Annotated in this window: 15 protein-coding genes; 10 read left to right on the top strand and 5 right to left on the bottom strand. The window is 58.1% G+C overall.

Going from position 1 to position 14,715, the window contains the following annotated elements; translation table 11 throughout:
- Positions 1 to 71: 71 nt before the first annotated feature.
- The 6 genes from ORG26_RS21650 to ORG26_RS21625 all read left to right on the top strand — a co-directional run bounded on the left by ORG26_RS21650 (position 72) and on the right by ORG26_RS21625 (position 3,366).
- Positions 72 to 1,595 (top strand): aldehyde dehydrogenase family protein, encoded by a 1,524-nt coding sequence (locus ORG26_RS21650; protein WP_266365562.1) that lies wholly within the window; start codon positions 72 to 74, stop codon positions 1,593 to 1,595.
- 124 nt (positions 1,596 to 1,719) lie between these two features.
- Positions 1,720 to 2,106: a DUF779 domain-containing protein gene (locus ORG26_RS21645; protein ID WP_266365560.1), complete on the top strand. Its 387-nt coding sequence runs from the start codon at positions 1,720 to 1,722 to the stop codon at positions 2,104 to 2,106.
- Positions 2,107 to 2,308: 202 nt separating this feature from the next.
- Positions 2,309 to 2,497 (top strand): hypothetical protein, encoded by a 189-nt coding sequence (locus ORG26_RS21640; RefSeq protein ID WP_266365558.1) that lies wholly within the window; start codon positions 2,309 to 2,311, stop codon positions 2,495 to 2,497.
- A 221-nt stretch (positions 2,498 to 2,718) separates the two neighbouring features.
- Entirely contained in the window at positions 2,719 to 2,889 is a 171-nt protein-coding gene (locus tag ORG26_RS21635; protein ID WP_266365556.1) for a hypothetical protein, read from the top strand.
- Positions 2,890 to 2,929: 40 nt separating this feature from the next.
- Positions 2,930 to 3,127: a hypothetical protein gene (locus ORG26_RS21630; RefSeq protein WP_266365555.1), complete on the top strand. Its 198-nt coding sequence runs from the start codon at positions 2,930 to 2,932 to the stop codon at positions 3,125 to 3,127.
- Positions 3,128 to 3,210: 83 nt separating this feature from the next.
- Complete coding sequence (locus ORG26_RS21625) at positions 3,211 to 3,366, top strand: hypothetical protein (RefSeq protein WP_266365553.1); 156 nt, start codon at positions 3,211 to 3,213, stop codon at positions 3,364 to 3,366.
- Positions 3,367 to 3,461: 95 nt separating this feature from the next.
- Here ORG26_RS21625 and ORG26_RS21620 read toward each other — a convergent pair whose 3' ends face one another.
- Positions 3,462 to 4,499, bottom strand: a complete 1,038-nt coding sequence (locus ORG26_RS21620; protein WP_266365551.1) for a spore photoproduct lyase family protein — start codon at positions 4,497 to 4,499, stop codon at positions 3,462 to 3,464.
- 257 nt (positions 4,500 to 4,756) lie between these two features.
- Here ORG26_RS21620 and ORG26_RS21615 point away from each other — a divergent pair, with 257 nt between their 5' ends.
- Together ORG26_RS21615 and ORG26_RS21610 are read left to right on the top strand one after the other, a co-directional pair.
- Entirely contained in the window at positions 4,757 to 5,230 is a 474-nt protein-coding gene (locus tag ORG26_RS21615) for a hypothetical protein (RefSeq protein WP_266365549.1), read from the top strand.
- Positions 5,231 to 5,361: 131 nt separating this feature from the next.
- Positions 5,362 to 7,059, top strand: a complete 1,698-nt coding sequence (locus ORG26_RS21610; protein ID WP_266365547.1) for a glutamine--tRNA ligase/YqeY domain fusion protein — start codon at positions 5,362 to 5,364, stop codon at positions 7,057 to 7,059.
- A gap of 175 nt (positions 7,060 to 7,234) precedes the next feature.
- Here ORG26_RS21610 and ORG26_RS21605 read toward each other — a convergent pair whose 3' ends face one another.
- Entirely contained in the window at positions 7,235 to 7,486 is a 252-nt protein-coding gene (locus tag ORG26_RS21605) for a hypothetical protein (RefSeq protein WP_266365545.1), read from the bottom strand.
- 171 nt (positions 7,487 to 7,657) lie between these two features.
- On the opposite strand from ORG26_RS21605, the gene ORG26_RS21600 reads away from it, so the two are divergent.
- Both ORG26_RS21600 and ORG26_RS21595 read left to right on the top strand, forming a co-directional pair.
- Positions 7,658 to 8,188, top strand: coding sequence for a hypothetical protein (locus ORG26_RS21600; protein ID WP_266365544.1), 531 nt, complete (start codon positions 7,658 to 7,660; stop codon positions 8,186 to 8,188).
- 48 nt (positions 8,189 to 8,236) lie between these two features.
- Positions 8,237 to 9,568, top strand: a complete 1,332-nt coding sequence (locus tag ORG26_RS21595) for a Gfo/Idh/MocA family protein (protein ID WP_266365542.1) — start codon at positions 8,237 to 8,239, stop codon at positions 9,566 to 9,568.
- A gap of 65 nt (positions 9,569 to 9,633) precedes the next feature.
- On the opposite strand, the gene ORG26_RS21590 is transcribed toward ORG26_RS21595, so the two are convergent.
- From ORG26_RS21590 to ORG26_RS21580, 3 genes are all read right to left on the bottom strand, one after another.
- On the bottom strand, positions 9,634 to 10,794 hold the full coding sequence (locus ORG26_RS21590) for a glycoside hydrolase family 26 protein (protein WP_266365540.1): 1,161 nt from the start codon (positions 10,792 to 10,794) through the stop codon (positions 9,634 to 9,636).
- 162 nt (positions 10,795 to 10,956) lie between these two features.
- Entirely contained in the window at positions 10,957 to 12,909 is a 1,953-nt protein-coding gene (locus ORG26_RS21585) for a sialate O-acetylesterase (protein ID WP_266365538.1), read from the bottom strand.
- Positions 12,910 to 12,934: 25 nt separating this feature from the next.
- Complete coding sequence (locus ORG26_RS21580) at positions 12,935 to 14,620, bottom strand: glycosyl hydrolase (protein ID WP_266365536.1); 1,686 nt, start codon at positions 14,618 to 14,620, stop codon at positions 12,935 to 12,937.
- Positions 14,621 to 14,715: the final 95 nt, after the last annotated feature.

Raw genomic sequence — 14,715 nt, 5'->3', positions numbered from 1 at the left:
TACGGCAAAATTTGTGACGAAACAAACCCCTTTGACAGTCTTCCATTTCTGTAAATCCTAAATACCAAACCATGGAAACCCTAGAAGTCCCCAGCAAGACCCTTCCCCGGCCGATCTTCAAGCAGCAGTACGAAAACTACATTGGCGGCAAATGGGTAGCTCCCGTCGACGGTGAGTACTTCAACAATACGTCTCCGGTCGACAATAGCCTTATCAGCCGCGTGCCCCGCTCCAAAGCCGCGGACATCGAAATGGCGCTGGACGCCGCCCACAAAGCCTTCGAAACCTGGTCGCGGACCTCGGCCACCGAGCGCAGCAACATCCTGCTCCGCATCGCCGATGCCATCGAACAGAACCTGGAATTTCTGGCCCGCGTCGAAACGGTGGAGAACGGGAAAGCCGTTCGCGAAACCCTGGCCGCCGACCTTCCCCTCTGCGTTGACCATTTCCGCTACTTCGCCGGCGTCATCCGCGCCGAGGAAGGCAGCATGTCCGAACTCGACGCCACGACGGTTTCGATGATTATCAAAGAGCCCATCGGCGTCGTAGGCCAGATCATTCCCTGGAACTTCCCGCTGCTGATGGCGACCTGGAAGCTCGCTCCGGCGCTGGCCGCGGGCTGCTGCGTGGTGATGAAACCCGCCGAGCAGACTCCGACCTCGATCCTGGTTCTGATGGAACTGCTGGAAGGCATCATCCCGCCGGGCGTCGTCAACATCGTCAACGGGTTTGGTCCCGAGGCCGGTAAGCCGCTGGCGCAGAGCAAGCGCGTCGCCAAGGTGGCCTTCACGGGGGAAACGACCACCGGCCGCCTGATTATGCAGTATGCCTCGGAAAACCTCATTCCGGTCACGATGGAACTGGGCGGCAAATCGCCGAACATCTTCATGCCGAGCATTGCGGATGCCGACGACGAGTTTTTCGACAAGTGCGTGGAGGGGGCGGTGATGTTCGCTTTGAACCAGGGCGAAGTATGTACCTGTCCGTCGCGTCTGCTGGTCCACGAAAGCGCGTACGACCGCTTTATGGAGCGCGTTGTCCAGCGCGCGGAAGCCATCAAACTCGGCCACCCGCTCGACCCGGAAACGATGATGGGCGCGCAGGCTTCCAACGACCAGTTCGAGAAAATCCTGTCGTACATCGACATCGGTAAGCAGGAAGGCGCCGAAGTCCTGACGGGCGGTGGTCCGGCCAAGCTGAACAACGGTCTGGAGCAGGGTTACTACATCCAGCCGACCATCCTGAAAGGCCACAACAAGATGCGGGTTTTCCAGGAAGAAATCTTCGGTCCGGTCGTTTCCGTTTCGACGTTCAAAACAACGGAAGAGGCCATTGAAATGGCCAATGATACGCTCTACGGGCTGGGTGCCGGTCTCTGGACCCGCGACGCCCACGAGCTGTACCAGATTCCGCGGGCCATTCAGGCCGGTCGCGTGTGGGTGAACTGCTACCACCACTACCCGGCCCACGCTCCGTTCGGCGGCTACAAAAAATCAGGCTTCGGTCGCGAAAACCACCTGATGATGCTGAACCACTACCGCCAGCAGAAAAACCTGCTGATCTCGTACAGCAAGAATAAGCTTGGGTTCTTTTGATAATTAGCGAATGAGTGATTGAGTGAATCGCGTTGCAGACCCACGAATTCGGGTAATTCGGGCGGAGTAATTCACCGCAGCGGCGGACCGCTCAATCAGTCATTCGCTCAATCGCTCATTGATAATGAACACCACAATCTTTTCCCGCGTCGCCGTCACGCCTGCTGCGGCGGAGGTGATTGATACGATTCGCGAACGGCATGGGGAACTGATGTTTCACCAGAGCGGCGGGTGCTGCGACGGTTCTTCGCCCATGTGTTTCGAGAAAGGCGATTTCCGCCTCGGCTCGACGGACGTGCTGCTTGGAAGCATCCACGGCTGCTCGTTCTGGATGTCGGAAGACCAGTATGAGTACTGGAAGCACACGCACCTGACCGTCGATGTGACCCCGGGCCGGGGAGCCAGTTTTTCCCTGGAAATTCCGATGGGCGTGCGGTTCATCATCCGCTCGCGGCTGCTGGACGAAGCCGAAATGGCGCACCTCCCTCCCGTTCATGTCGGACCAATTTGATGTCCATGTATCCACGGGCTTCAGCCCGTGAGGCGTCTGCGGACTAAAGCCCGTGAGCGGCTGGCTTCCCAAAACCGAAGGCAACAACTCACGGGCTGAAGCGCGTGGATGCGTGGTGCATTTTTAATAAACATCCGGTCGCCTGCGGACGTTAAGACGGTAATAATTTACCAATTGAGTAACCATTAACCGACTTAGCGTTATGTCTGACAAGGATTTGCAGGAATACTCGGAGATGATTGGCGGTGGCGAACACGGCGACAAGCAAAACAACGGACCCCAGCACGGCTCGACCGGCGGGCGGCGCGGAACGTCGAAAACCAACGGCCGCAAAGGCGGACATAGCGGCGGAGGCCGGTCCGGCGGTACTAAAGGCGGACACAGCAGTTGAAAATTAAGAGTTATGAGTTATGAGTTATGAGCGGTCCGCCGCGTTTGGGCTGCTCTTAATTCTTAACTCATAACTAAAAAGCTGGCTTTCACCGAAGTCAGCTTTTTTTTGTCTTATTTTTTCAGTAATAAAAGCAAAATACACAAACCTTTACTTGATCTATCTGTTTTGTATACATCTTTTCCATAGTGGATGAGAACCTAACAAAACCTATTCACATCATGGTTAAAATCGTGAGAATGCTGGACGCCGGCAAAGGAACGCAGGGCGGCAGCCGTGAGCAGCACCAGGAAGCGGGTCGTAAGGGTGGTCAGAACAGCACCGGGCCGAAGAAGAAAGCAGATGCGGACGATGCCCGTCACAACAATCCTGGCCGGCCGAAAGGCTCCTGATCCGACCCGCGGTTTTAAACAGGTTTAAACGTCCTGAAAGATGAAACCGATTCGTTTTTATTTTCCGAAAGGCAATACCGGCGCTACCGACAAGAGCGGGGGCCGGGGCCAGCAGAAAGCCAACGGCGGCGGAAACAACAGCCGGAGCGAAGGCCATCATGGCGGCAACCGGAGCGATAACCGCAAAAACGACGACAGCCATAACAACGAAGGCCGCATGAACCGCGACCAGGGTTAACTTTCCGGCTGATTACTCTAACCACAGAAGCATCCAAAGCCGGTCGTCAGGCCGGCTTTTTTCACTCAAAACCCAATCACGTTATGAAACTCATCCGGCAGTACTCCCCCCAGAGCGGCGGCGGAAACAGCGACAAGAACCAGAAAGAACAGAAAGGCAAGGACGGCGGCAAAATGAGCAAAGGCAACGCCAACGATAACGACAACAACAGCACCGGCCGCCAGAAAAAGAACCAGTAATTCTGAACCGGGATTACACAGATTTAAGGATTAACTATGATGCTATGCTTAATTAAGAATATCATAGTTAATCCTTAAATCTGTGTAATCCAAGTTTAGAAAATATACCGGATTTCACACCAGGGGATCTCCTCTCCCACCATCCGTTCGAACACGTCGATCATTTTGCTTTTCAGCTGGTGATCGTAGCGGATGTTCCAGCCGCCGTACTGACTGCGTTTGTTCTCCTGCAATTCCGGTACCCACAGCAGTTCTTCCGCCTTCGGATTGATTTGCAGATTGGCCTGGTGCTGCCACTGGTTATGCGTCAGAAATATCACTTCACATTTGAGCTGCGCCTTTACTTCCGGCCGCAGCGCCTCGTTCAGCTGCTGAAATAATTCGCGGTAATCGTTGCGCCATTCCTTGCCGCCATACACAATGACGGGCGAAAAATTGACGTGCACGTCATAACCGGCATCGTAAAAATCGTTGATGGCCGCAATACGCTTCTCGATGCTGTCCGTACGCACGTCCACCAGTTTGCTGACATGGCTCGGCATGAGGCTGAACCGAATCCGGACCTTGCGCTGCGGGTCGAAATCGAGCATGTCGCGTTCGACAAACTTGGTCGCGAAGGTGGCCTTGGCGCGCGGATGGTCCCGGAAAAACTCGAACACCTGACGGATGCCGTCGGACAGGCTATAATCCACCGAAATGTCGGAGTTGCAGCCAATGTCGTAGGTCCAGTACGTCGGGTCGGTCTGGTTCGGCTCCTTCGCCCACGGCAGGCCCATGACGTGCTTATCGACCGTCGCCATGATTTCCTCGACGTTGGTGAAGAGCGTGATGGGATTGACTTTCTTGTGCCGGTCAACGTAGCAATAGGCACAGCCGCCGAAACAGCCGTTGGCCAGACTCGGCGCGATGTAGTCGGAACTGCGGCCGCTCCACTTGCAGTCGAGGGTCTTCAGCTTACCCAGCACCAGCACATCCGACTTGACCTTGAAATGCCCCATACCCAGTTCGGGCAGCCGGTTATGCTGCTTCACTTCGAGCGTTTCGGCCTGCGGATATCGGTCGATCACGGCCTCTCCCCGCTCGTTCAGCGCGTCGGCAGTATACAGAATGACAGTCGGCTTGAAATCAGGCATGTATCTAGTCGAGTAGTATAGTAGAATAACTAATTTTCCAAACGAACAGTTCCCCGCAGCCTTTTATCAATACCCTGTTTATCAGCCATTTAATTAATATCTTAACGACAAAAACAGCGTTCTTTCCCCCGGCCGGACCGTCCTCCCATACCGCTTACACAATTGCCGGTTCGTGGTGAAAACAACTTGGCAGGCTGTCGGTTCTATACATCAACAGATAGTCATTTCTCTGAAATAAATAGCAAAACGGGATTACCATGAAGATTTTACAAGGAAAGGTGTGGGGAGGATTGCTGTTGTTAGCGCTGGCCATGACGGCCCCTTCCTGTCGGCAGGATACCGACGATCTGATTTTAGCGGCTTCGGAAGCGGGCCTCATTCCATCGGTTTACCAGAGCATCTCGGGCCGGTTCCCCAATGCCACCAGCATCCGCGGCCAGCGCATCGACGGGGACCGCTGGCTGGTGACGTTTTCGGAGGGCAGCACGGCGCGCATGTCGCTCCTGAACAACACGGGCGCGTACCTGGACGGGGAAACGGTGGTGCCGAACGGCTCCATGCCCGCCGTGATCAACAACGCCCTGATGACCGCTCTACCGGGCGGCGCCGTGCAGCAACTGACCGTCATTCAGCAGAATGGGCTGGTGACGGCCTGGCGCATCAACTGCCGGGATTCCAACGCCGCCGCCAAGACCATTCTGATCAGCCCGGCGGGAACCGTCCTTCAATAAAGCGGAGGATTTCTTACCAGTGAGTTTCAAACAGGCGGCCTCGGTCGCCTGTTCCAGTTTTAAGCGGCCGGGAAGTTGGCAATGCCGTTCAATACCCGTATTTTCGGCCTTTCAATCAGTCCTATTTTGGTATGACGGAAGCACCCAGAGAATCGGCCGAACGGTCGGAGCGATCCCTGAATTTTATTGAACAGATTGTAGAAGATGATCTTGCCTCCGGGAAACACGGCGGACGCGTCCACACGCGCTTTCCGCCCGAGCCGAACGGGTACCTGCACATTGGTCACGCCAAGTCCATCTGCCTGAATTTCGGGCTGGCGGATAAATACGGCGGTCAGACCAACCTGCGTTTTGACGACACCAACCCTGTCACGGAAGACACCGAGTACGTGGAGTCCATCAAGGCCGACGTGCGCTGGCTGGGCTTTGAGTGGGAAAACGAATTTTACGCGTCGGACTATTTCGACCAGTTATACGAATTTGCCGAAAAGCTGATCCGGGAAGGTCTGGCGTACGTGGACGATTCGACATCGGAGGAAATCGCCGCCCAGAAGGGCACGCCCACCGAACCGGGTCAGGAAAGCCCGTACCGGAGCCGGACGGTCGAAGAAAACCTCGACCTCTTCCGCCGCATGAAAGCGGGCGAGTTTCCGGACGGCGCGAAAGTGCTGCGGGCCCGCATCGACATGGCCTCGCCGAACATGCACTTCCGCGACCCGATTATCTACCGGATCAAGCACGCGCATCACCACCGGACGGGCGACAAATGGTGCATTTACCCGATGTACGATTTCGCGCACGGGCAGTCGGACGCCATCGAGGAAATCACGCATTCGCTCTGCACGCTGGAGTTCATTCCGCACCGGCCGCTGTACGACTGGTTCATCGATAAACTGGCCATTTTCCCTTCCCGCCAGTACGAGTTTGCCCGGCTGAACCTGACCTACACGGTCATGAGTAAACGTAAGCTGCTCCAGCTGGTCAACGAAGGCCACGTAAACGGCTGGGACGACCCGCGCATGCCGACCATCTCGGGACTGCGCCGCCGCGGGTACACGCCTTCGTCGGTGCGCGAGTTCTGCGACCGCATCGGGGTGGCCAAGCGCGAAAACCTCATCGACGTGGGGCTGCTGGAGTTCTGCATCCGCGAGGAACTGAACAAAACCGCCTCCCGCGTGATGGCCGTGCTGGACGACAAGCCGCTCAAAGTGGTGCTGACCAACTATCCGGAAGACAAGCGGGAAGTTCTGCGCATCGAAAACAACCCGGAAGATCAGTCGGCCGGGGAGCGTGAAGTGCCGTTCAGCCGCGAGGTCTGGATTGAGCGCGAGGACTTCATGGAAAATCCGCCGAAAAAGTACTTCCGGCTGTTCCCGGGCGGCATAGTGCGGCTCAAGGGCGCGTACATTATCAAGTGCGACGAGGTGGTGAAGAACGAGGCTGGTGAGGTGACCGAGCTGCGCTGCACCTACATTCCGGAGAGCCGTTCGGGTTCGGATACGTCGGGCATCAACGTCAAAGGGACCATTCACTGGGTATCGGTTGCCGACGCCGTGGAAGCGGAAGTCCGGCTGTACGACCGCCTGCTGACCGTCGAAGACCCGTCCGCTGAAGAGGGGGACTTTAAGGAGTTCATCAACCCGGCCTCGCTGCTGAAGGTGCGCGGGCTGGTAGAGCCGTCGCTGCGCAGTTCCGTTTCGGAGAAGCCCATCCAGTTTATGCGGAAAGGGTATTTCTGCATCGACCCCGACTCGACCGCCGAGCGGCTGGTGTTCAACCGGACCGTGACGCTGAAAGATAGCTGGGCGAAGGAGACGAAGAAGGCATAAGTCGTAACCCGGAATGATATTCCGGGTTATTTTTTTTTAAAACATTAGCCGCTTGCTACCGGACGAAGAAAGCAAAAAGCCGTAGTCGCCCACGTACTCGTGGCACGACTTCAAGTTGTGCCACGAGTCTTTTGGAATGCGGTTTTGCGTAGCCAGCCCGGAATGCCATTCCGGGTTACGACACCTTCCCTTTATAATCCCAATGGTCTTTCACGATCTTCCCTTCGGCATCTTTCAGCAGCCGCCGGTGAAAGCGGTCGCCGCGAATCTGGCCGTTTTCGGTTTTCTCGCCGATAAAAAGCAGGTCCGCATTCCCATCCTCATCCGTTTTCAGGACTACATCATAACGCCCAAACCGAAGTTCTACCGAATCGGAAGGAGGGTATTTTTTGCTGATTTGCTTCAGCAGTTTTTCGCCAATTTTCATCACCTGTCGTTGGTTTGGTTTTCAGAAAAGCAGATGGCGGGGCAATTGTTCACTTCTCCGGAAAGGATTTATCCTTGGGAACACGGAACAGCCAGCGCCGCCGTTTACTCAAAACTCCTTGCAAACCCGGTTTGCTTCCGCTAATTATAGGCCCACTGTGATTCCACTGTTATGCTGATTCTGTACCTTCTTTGGGCCCTGCTGAATATCTTCCTCTTTATCTACCTTCTTGGGCTCTACTACCGGGCCGTCCGGCTGGTCCGGCAGGAGTATGGGGTGTTTGCCGCCTGCGTACTGGTGTTTGGCTTTTTGTCGTTCGGAGGATGTTCGTCGGACCGGCAAAAGTCGAACCAGCCACCCGACCTGGTCAACTTTGTCCCGAAAGACAGCACGGAACAAACCGATTTACTCAGAGCGAACGTTGATCTGGAAAATGGTGGTCTTTTCCGAATCCGCCTGTGGGTTGACTACGGGCGCGATAAGAAAACGCAGCAGTCCGTGCCCATCAGCGGCGTTTCCAGTTTTAACGGTCTTTCCGCCGGCATCTGGTGGGAACCCCAGTTTATTTATGCCAGTCGGCCGGACGCCGTAGGGCACGTTCGTTACACGGTACACGGAACCCTGCACTGGCGTCTGCTGGGAGCGACCGTTTTTTCGGAGAACAAACTCTACAAAGGAACGGCTTTGGCAAAAGAACAGTAGGCCGCCCGCCCCTGTCTGCTTCTGGAACCGTAAACTTCCTGGAACCTTATGCCGACCTCTCGCCGAACCTTCCTGCAACAATCCTCCCAACTCGCCGCCGCCGGAGCTCTGCTGCCCCTCGACCTGGCGGCCAGCGCCCAACCCCGCCCGGCTTCGGCCGCCGACACGCTGAACGTCGCCCTGATTGGTGCCAACAGCATGGGCTGGGCCAATCTGTCGAGCATGCTCCGGCATCCCGGCGTCCGCTGCGCCGCGCTCTGCGATGTAGATGGGAACGTGCTCAGCAGACGCGCCGCCGAGGTCGAAAAACTCAACCCGGCGGGCAGTCCCAAAGCGACGCTGTACGGCGATTTTCGGAAATTACTGGAGAACAAAGACATTGACGCCGTTATTGTCGGCACCCCCGACCACTGGCATTGCCTGCCGACGGTGATGGCCTGCCAGGCCGGGAAAGATGTGTACGTGGAAAAGCCGATGGCCAATTCCATTGAGGAATGCAACCTGATGGTCGCCGCTGCCAAAAAACACGGGCGCATCGTGCAGGTCGGGCAATGGCAGCGCAGCGGTCCGCACTGGAAAGCGGCCATCGACTTTGTCAGATCCGGCAAACTGGGCACCCTCCGGACGGTCAAAACCTGGGCGTTTATGCCCTACGGCAAGAATTTTCCGGTGAAGCCGGACGAACCCGCTCCGCCCGGGGTGGACTACGAAATGTGGCTCGGCCCCGCTCCGAAACGGCCGTTCAACCGGAACCGTTTTCATGGCAGCTTCCGGTATTTCTGGGATTATGCCGGGGGGCTGATGACTGACTGGGGCGCGCACATGATCGACATGGCGCTCTGGGGACTGAACGTCACAGCCCCGCAGTCGGTAGCGGCGATGGGCGGCCGTTACGGCTTTCCGGACCATGCGGGCGAAACGCCGGACACCATGCAGGTGCTTTACCAGTACCCGAACGTGACGGTGCAGTGGGAACAGGCCATCGGCATTGGCCGGGGACCGTTCAACCGGGAGCATGGCGTCGCTTTTATCGGCAATCTGGGTACGCTGGTCGTTGACCGCGACGGCTGGGAACTGCTGCCGGAGGTCGATGGTGGGCAGTACCTCACACCTGCCCTGCCGCCCCAGCGCCGCAACGGCAACGACCTCGACCGCCACACGCTCAACTTCGTGGAGTGCATCCGCAGCCGTCAGCAGCCAAACGCCTCGGCGGAAATCGGCCGGAATGTAGCGGTTCACGCCCAGCTCGGCAACATGGCGTACCGGCTGGGACGCAAACTGGTCTGGAACGACGCGGCCAATACTGTGGTCGACGATGCGAAAGCGAACGAACTGGTCCGGGCCAAATACCGCGGGCCGTGGCAGTTGCCGGTGGTGTAAAAAACGGGTGGCACGACCCGACAGGCTTGCCCCGTCGCAGTCGTGCCACCCCTAAAGCGTCCAGGTCAGAAAATTCCCCAGCGTTTCTCTTTGTAGAGCTTCGGCAAATCCGTTTCAAAGAGCGTGTAGGGGTCCTGGTAGAAGCGCTGGAAATCCGGAACGCTGCTGTGGCCCGGATATGGGGCGTAGAAATGCGTCGGGCTGCGGGTATCATTGCGCCAGACCAGCACGTAGGCCAGTTTCAGGTCTTCGCGGCGGAGCGTCTTCAGCAGGGTTTCGGTCCACCAGCTTTCGGCCGGAATGGATTCGAGGCCGGTCTCGGTAAACGCGGCCAGTTTACCGGCTTTACGGGCGTAGTCCGACACGACTTTCAGCTTCTGCACGCCCGCTTCGACGTTGTAGTGCCCGTTGCGGCCAAAGTCCGCGTAATTGTCCATGCCCACCAGATCGACCCACTCGTCGCCGGGGTAGCGGTCCAGAAATTCGGCCTCCGTTTTGAACAGGCAGTCCGGGGAGAAGGCGTAAATGAAGTTGTGTACGCCGACCGTGTCGCGCAGGTAGCCCACCGTAAACCGCCAGAGCGTCACAAAATCTTCGCGGGTGCAGTGCGGACGGCCCCACCAGAACCAGCCGCCGTCGAACTCGTGGTAGGGCCGGAAAATCATCGGCACCACCTTACCGTCCTTCCCTTTCACCGAAAGCGCAAACTCGCCCACCGTCCGCAGGATTTCCTTGTATTTCTCGTGGTGCGACCCGCCCGGAATGAGGTTTTTTACGGCCGGAGCCGAGACGGAATCTTTCCAGTAAAAGCCCGTCTGCTCGGTAACCGGGTTGGTAAAATGCCAGGCTACCGTCGTGACCCCGCCGCGGTCGTAGGTTGCCGCAATGTTGTTCCGGAGCTGCGTTTTAGTCCGTTCAACCACGGGTGCCGGTCGCCCGGAAAGCCCGCTGAAATCGACGCCGATCACGGCCGGGTGCGACCCGACGACCGATTTCACATCCGAGCGGTCGGCCTCGCCGGTCCAGCCGTGGCCGTATTCGGTGGCGTGCTGGTGGCCGAACAGAATGCCTTTTCCGGACAGTTTGTGCAGGTTGCGGTACAGCGCCCGGGTTTCGGGGGTCGCCCGCGCATCAGTCAGTTTAGGCCGGGGTTTGGCAAAAGCGGCCCCGGTCAGCAAAAGGCCCGTCAGCAGGGCAAGGCGTGGTAAGGTTAATTGTATTCTCATAAGGCAAACATTCTCACAGTACCGGGCGGTTAAACCGTTGAAACGGTTCGCGGATTCCTCCCGATTGGTCGGTTGCCCACAGTTAAAACCGTGGGCAAGGTTTAACCGTGGGCAAGGTTTAATCGTGGGTGGGTTGGCAGCACCCGACCCATCACTCGGAGTTTATTCAAATTTGTTTTTCATCGTCACACCCGGCCAGTCGTCGGTGCGGAACGAATTGGCGGGCAGACCGTCCGCACTGAACAGGTTAGCTTCGTCGGGCGAGTCGGTCCAGGCGTAGCGCACCGATACCGGCTTGTCGCCTTTGGGATGGAAGACCACCACTTTGTTGCCCTGAATTTCGGCTTTGGCAAAGTGAAAGACCTTGTCGGGACCGGCGATTTCGAAACCGCGCAGGTAGCCGTATTTGTCTTTCGCCACCAGACCGCCCGCCGCATTTTTGAACGAAACGACCGCTTTTCCCGGCTCAAACTGCACCGACTCGAACATGGGCGAATACGCCTGCACATCCTGTCCGTAATCCTGCTTCAGGGCAATCAGGGCCAGGCGGTGGCCGACGGTCTGTTTGTTGGTCGGGTGAATGTCCTTCGGATTTCCGACGTCGGTAATGACCGCCATGCCCGTTTTGGGCAGCTGCAGCGTCAGGGTCTGGGCTTCGCGCAATTCCGCCCAACCGCTGCCCTGGTTGCTGGTGGGCGTACCGCCGTAGCTGGTCAGTTGCACGAAATAAAACGGAAACTCAGCGCCCCATTTCTGCCGCCAGTCCCGGATCATCAGCGGGAACGTCTGCCGGTACTGGTACGACCGTCCCGCGTTGGTTTCGCCCTGGTACCAGAGTGCCCCCCGGATACCGAACGGCACCAGAGGCGCAATCATGCCGTTGTAAAGCGCCGTGCCGAGGTTGTTCATGAAGCGGGTGTAGGTATGCGGTTCGGCGAAAGAGGGCATGATGTACCAGTCGCCCGCCAGCGAAAGCCGCCCGTCCGGGCTTTCCACGTACAGATCGGCCGCCGAACCGCTCAGACCGGGGCCAAACCAGGCCGGATTGACGCGATTGCCGAGTTTTATCATCAGCAGATTCCGGCCCGCTTTCCAGGTGTTGGCCGGAACGGCAATCTTCCGGACACCTTTCAATTCCCCGTCAAAAACGGGTTTGCCGTTGACGAAAATCTGGTTCCGGCTGTCGTCTTCGGCCAGGACCAGCGTCGTCGGCTGTCCGATCATCCCCGCCGGAACGTCGATATACCGGGCCAGAAAACCGTTGCCGCGAAAGCCGTTCATGCCTTTCCACTCCCACTGCCCGAACGGGTCCGTTTTGCGCCAGCGCGTAATGTCGAAATCGGCGGAGAGGTAGGCCTGCTCGTCGGCCGGGGTCGGGTAAAGGCGTTCGGCTCCCAGCAGTTGTTTACGGAGCTTGTAATCCACGAGGCTATCCACGGCCGACCAGCGGGACGGAATGCGCTGGGCGTAGGGCCGCAGTTCGTCGTTGCGCTCCATGCCCTCCCGGCTGATCCAGCCTTCCGCCTGCGAACCGCCCCAGGACGAATGCAGCAGCCCGACCGGCACGCCCAGTTTCTGCGTCAGTTCGCGGGCGAAGAAAAAGCCGACCGCCGTAAAATCGCCCACCGTTTCGGGTGAGCAGACTTTCCAGTCGCCGTTTTTGAGGTCCGCTTCGGGCGTCAGGGCCATTTCGTGGCTGACGAAAAAATGCCGGATTTGTGGGAAGTTTGCGTTTCCTTTTTCCACCGCAAAATTATCGGCCAGCTTCACCGGCCATTCCATGTTCGACTGACCCGAACAAAGCCAGACTTCGCCGATGAGTACATCCGAGGCCGCGGCTTTGCCCGATTTGGCCGTTACCGAAAGCGTGTGCGGCCCGCCCGCTTCGAGCGGAGCAAACCGGACGGTCCATTTGCCGTCGGTTCCGGCTTTGACCGATTGCGTCTGACCGGCAAGCGCCACGCTCACCTTTTCGCCGGGTTTGGCCCAGCCCCAGACCGGAATGGGCTGCTGCCGCTGCAAAACCACATGGTCGGAAAACACCCGGGCCAGCCGCACCTGGGCAAAAGCCGTTGTGGAGAGGAAGATTAGAAAAAGAATCGAAAAACGTTTCATGGATTCGGACGATGGAATACAGTTATCAGGGCTTTACAATCCTCAAAGTATCAGCGCCTTTCGGACTACTAACCCGAATGAAATACAGTCCCGGAGCCGATTCGAGGGGCAGTGCATACCGGGCCGATGCGCCGGTCGGCGTTACCATTCTTTCCAGAAGCGGCCGCCCCTGCCCGTCGGTCAGGCGGATGGAAAGAGGCAGTCCCTGCGCGTTGCGAATTTCGACTTCCGCCGTGCCGCCCGTCGCCGGATTACCGAGCAGGCACACTTCGTAGGGCCGTTCGACTCCCGTCACGACCGGGGCCGCCGGGATGCGCCAGTCCGGCAGTTCGTCGCGGGTGATGACGTCGGCATCCGTGAAAACCGCTTTGAGCAGGTCCAGCGGCTGTTTTTTGATCCAGTCAGGGCCGGTCCAGACGGCGAACCACGACCACCAGGTGCCGAGGCCGCGGATGTTTTCGGGCCGGGGCAGGTGGCCGATTTCCGAGAGCGTAATGAGTTTCTTGCCGTTGAACTGCGCCAGGGCGGCCTCCCAGGGTCCGCTGAGCGTAGCGGCCGGATCGGTGTAAATGTCCAGTCCGACGATGTCCACATAGGCGTCGCCAGGGTACCAGTCGGGGCTGACCGTGTCGGTGCCGGTGTAGACCCAGATCAGGTTGTGCAGCCGGTGGTGGATTGTCAGGCGGTCGTAGAGCAGTCGCCAGAGCTGCCTGAACAGCTCGGGGCCTTTGGCACCCCACCAGAACCAGCCGCCGGGGGCTTCGTGCAGCGGCCGCCAGAGTACGGGCACGTCGGCCGCCTCAAACTTTTTGAGCTGAACGGCAATAGCGTCGATGTCACGCAGCAAAAGCTGGTACCGTTCGCTGTTTTTATCGGCCAGGGCCGCCGACAGGTCGAAGGTGGTCGCGCGGGTGTAAAAGCCGCTCCACCAGAGTTTATCGGGTGCCTGGTTGATGAGGTCGGTCGGGGCGTTCCAGTGCCACATCAGGCTGATGATGCCGCGGCCGTCCCCTTTTTTTGCCCAGTCGATGCAGGCTTCGCTGCTGCGGACGGGTTTGGCGCCGTTCTGTACGCGGGTCGGCGAATAGTCGATCAGGTCAAAGGCTCCGATGGCGGGCTCTTTGCCGGTTTTTTCCAGAATGTACTCTACGTCGTCCTGCTGCCCGGAAATGACTTTGGTGCCGTACTGATCGACCAGATACGAAAACAGGTTGCGGGCGGAGGCCGTCGCGGCGGGGTCGGAAAGCGTTTTGGCCGGTTTGGCCGGGGTCTGGACCGTGGCCGAGGTCAGCAGGATGTAGTCAATGTCGAAGTAACCCCAGCCCCGGAAAATCGTCAGGGTCTGCGGGCCGTCTTTCAGCAGAAATTTGCCGAGACTGTGGCTTGAAAAGGTGCTGGTCTGGCGGAAGGTGCCGCTGCTCCGGACGTCGTTGAGCCTAAACTCGACGCCTTTTTCGCCAAAAGGAGAGCGGTAGCCGATGCTGATTTCGTAGAGTCCGGCGGGCGCGTTGAAAGCCAGTCGGAGCTGGTCCGTCTCGGCGTCGAAGCCCGTCACGTAACCGGTTCCGGAGAAACCCGTTGTGGAGGTGGCCACTTCAACGCCGGACAGCGTGCCGGTTTCAGCCTCCACGCGGATGGGCGTCGCGGCGAACGTGGTATTGAAAAAGAAGAAACTGAGAAAAAAGAGAAGGGTGCAGGAGAGGTGAGGCATACGGGAGGGCTTAAATGAATTAACCACAGAGTTGCACCGAGGTAAGCACCGAGTTTCACAGAGTGATTTTTTCGAAAACTCCGTGCCACTCTGTG

This window comes from Tellurirhabdus rosea, from assembly GCF_026278345.1.
Lineage (GTDB): Bacteria > Bacteroidota > Bacteroidia > Cytophagales > Spirosomataceae > Tellurirhabdus > Tellurirhabdus rosea.
Note: the sequence above shows the minus strand (reverse complement) of the source record. Positions and strands in the feature narration are given on the sequence as shown.

Excerpts from the sequence above, each read along its gene's own strand:
- ORG26_RS21650 (WP_266365562.1), top strand. The coding sequence starts at position 72 with ATGGAAACCCTAGAAGTCCCCAGCAAGACCCTTCCCCGGCCGATCTTC.
- ORG26_RS21645 (WP_266365560.1), top strand. The coding sequence starts at position 1,720 with ATGAACACCACAATCTTTTCCCGCGTCGCCGTCACGCCTGCTGCGGCG.
- ORG26_RS21640 (WP_266365558.1), top strand. The coding sequence starts at position 2,309 with ATGTCTGACAAGGATTTGCAGGAATACTCGGAGATGATTGGCGGTGGC.
- ORG26_RS21635 (WP_266365556.1), top strand. The coding sequence starts at position 2,719 with ATGGTTAAAATCGTGAGAATGCTGGACGCCGGCAAAGGAACGCAGGGC.
- ORG26_RS21630 (WP_266365555.1), top strand. The coding sequence starts at position 2,930 with ATGAAACCGATTCGTTTTTATTTTCCGAAAGGCAATACCGGCGCTACC.
- ORG26_RS21625 (WP_266365553.1), top strand. The coding sequence starts at position 3,211 with ATGAAACTCATCCGGCAGTACTCCCCCCAGAGCGGCGGCGGAAACAGC.
- ORG26_RS21620 (WP_266365551.1), bottom strand. The coding sequence starts at position 4,499 with ATGCCTGATTTCAAGCCGACTGTCATTCTGTATACTGCCGACGCGCTG.
- ORG26_RS21615 (WP_266365549.1), top strand. The coding sequence starts at position 4,757 with ATGAAGATTTTACAAGGAAAGGTGTGGGGAGGATTGCTGTTGTTAGCG.
- ORG26_RS21610 (WP_266365547.1), top strand. The coding sequence starts at position 5,362 with ATGACGGAAGCACCCAGAGAATCGGCCGAACGGTCGGAGCGATCCCTG.
- ORG26_RS21605 (WP_266365545.1), bottom strand. The coding sequence starts at position 7,486 with ATGAAAATTGGCGAAAAACTGCTGAAGCAAATCAGCAAAAAATACCCT.
- ORG26_RS21600 (WP_266365544.1), top strand. The coding sequence starts at position 7,658 with ATGCTGATTCTGTACCTTCTTTGGGCCCTGCTGAATATCTTCCTCTTT.
- ORG26_RS21595 (WP_266365542.1), top strand. The coding sequence starts at position 8,237 with ATGCCGACCTCTCGCCGAACCTTCCTGCAACAATCCTCCCAACTCGCC.
- ORG26_RS21590 (WP_266365540.1), bottom strand. The coding sequence starts at position 10,794 with ATGAGAATACAATTAACCTTACCACGCCTTGCCCTGCTGACGGGCCTT.
- ORG26_RS21585 (WP_266365538.1), bottom strand. The coding sequence starts at position 12,909 with ATGAAACGTTTTTCGATTCTTTTTCTAATCTTCCTCTCCACAACGGCT.
- ORG26_RS21580 (WP_266365536.1), bottom strand. The coding sequence starts at position 14,620 with ATGCCTCACCTCTCCTGCACCCTTCTCTTTTTTCTCAGTTTCTTCTTT.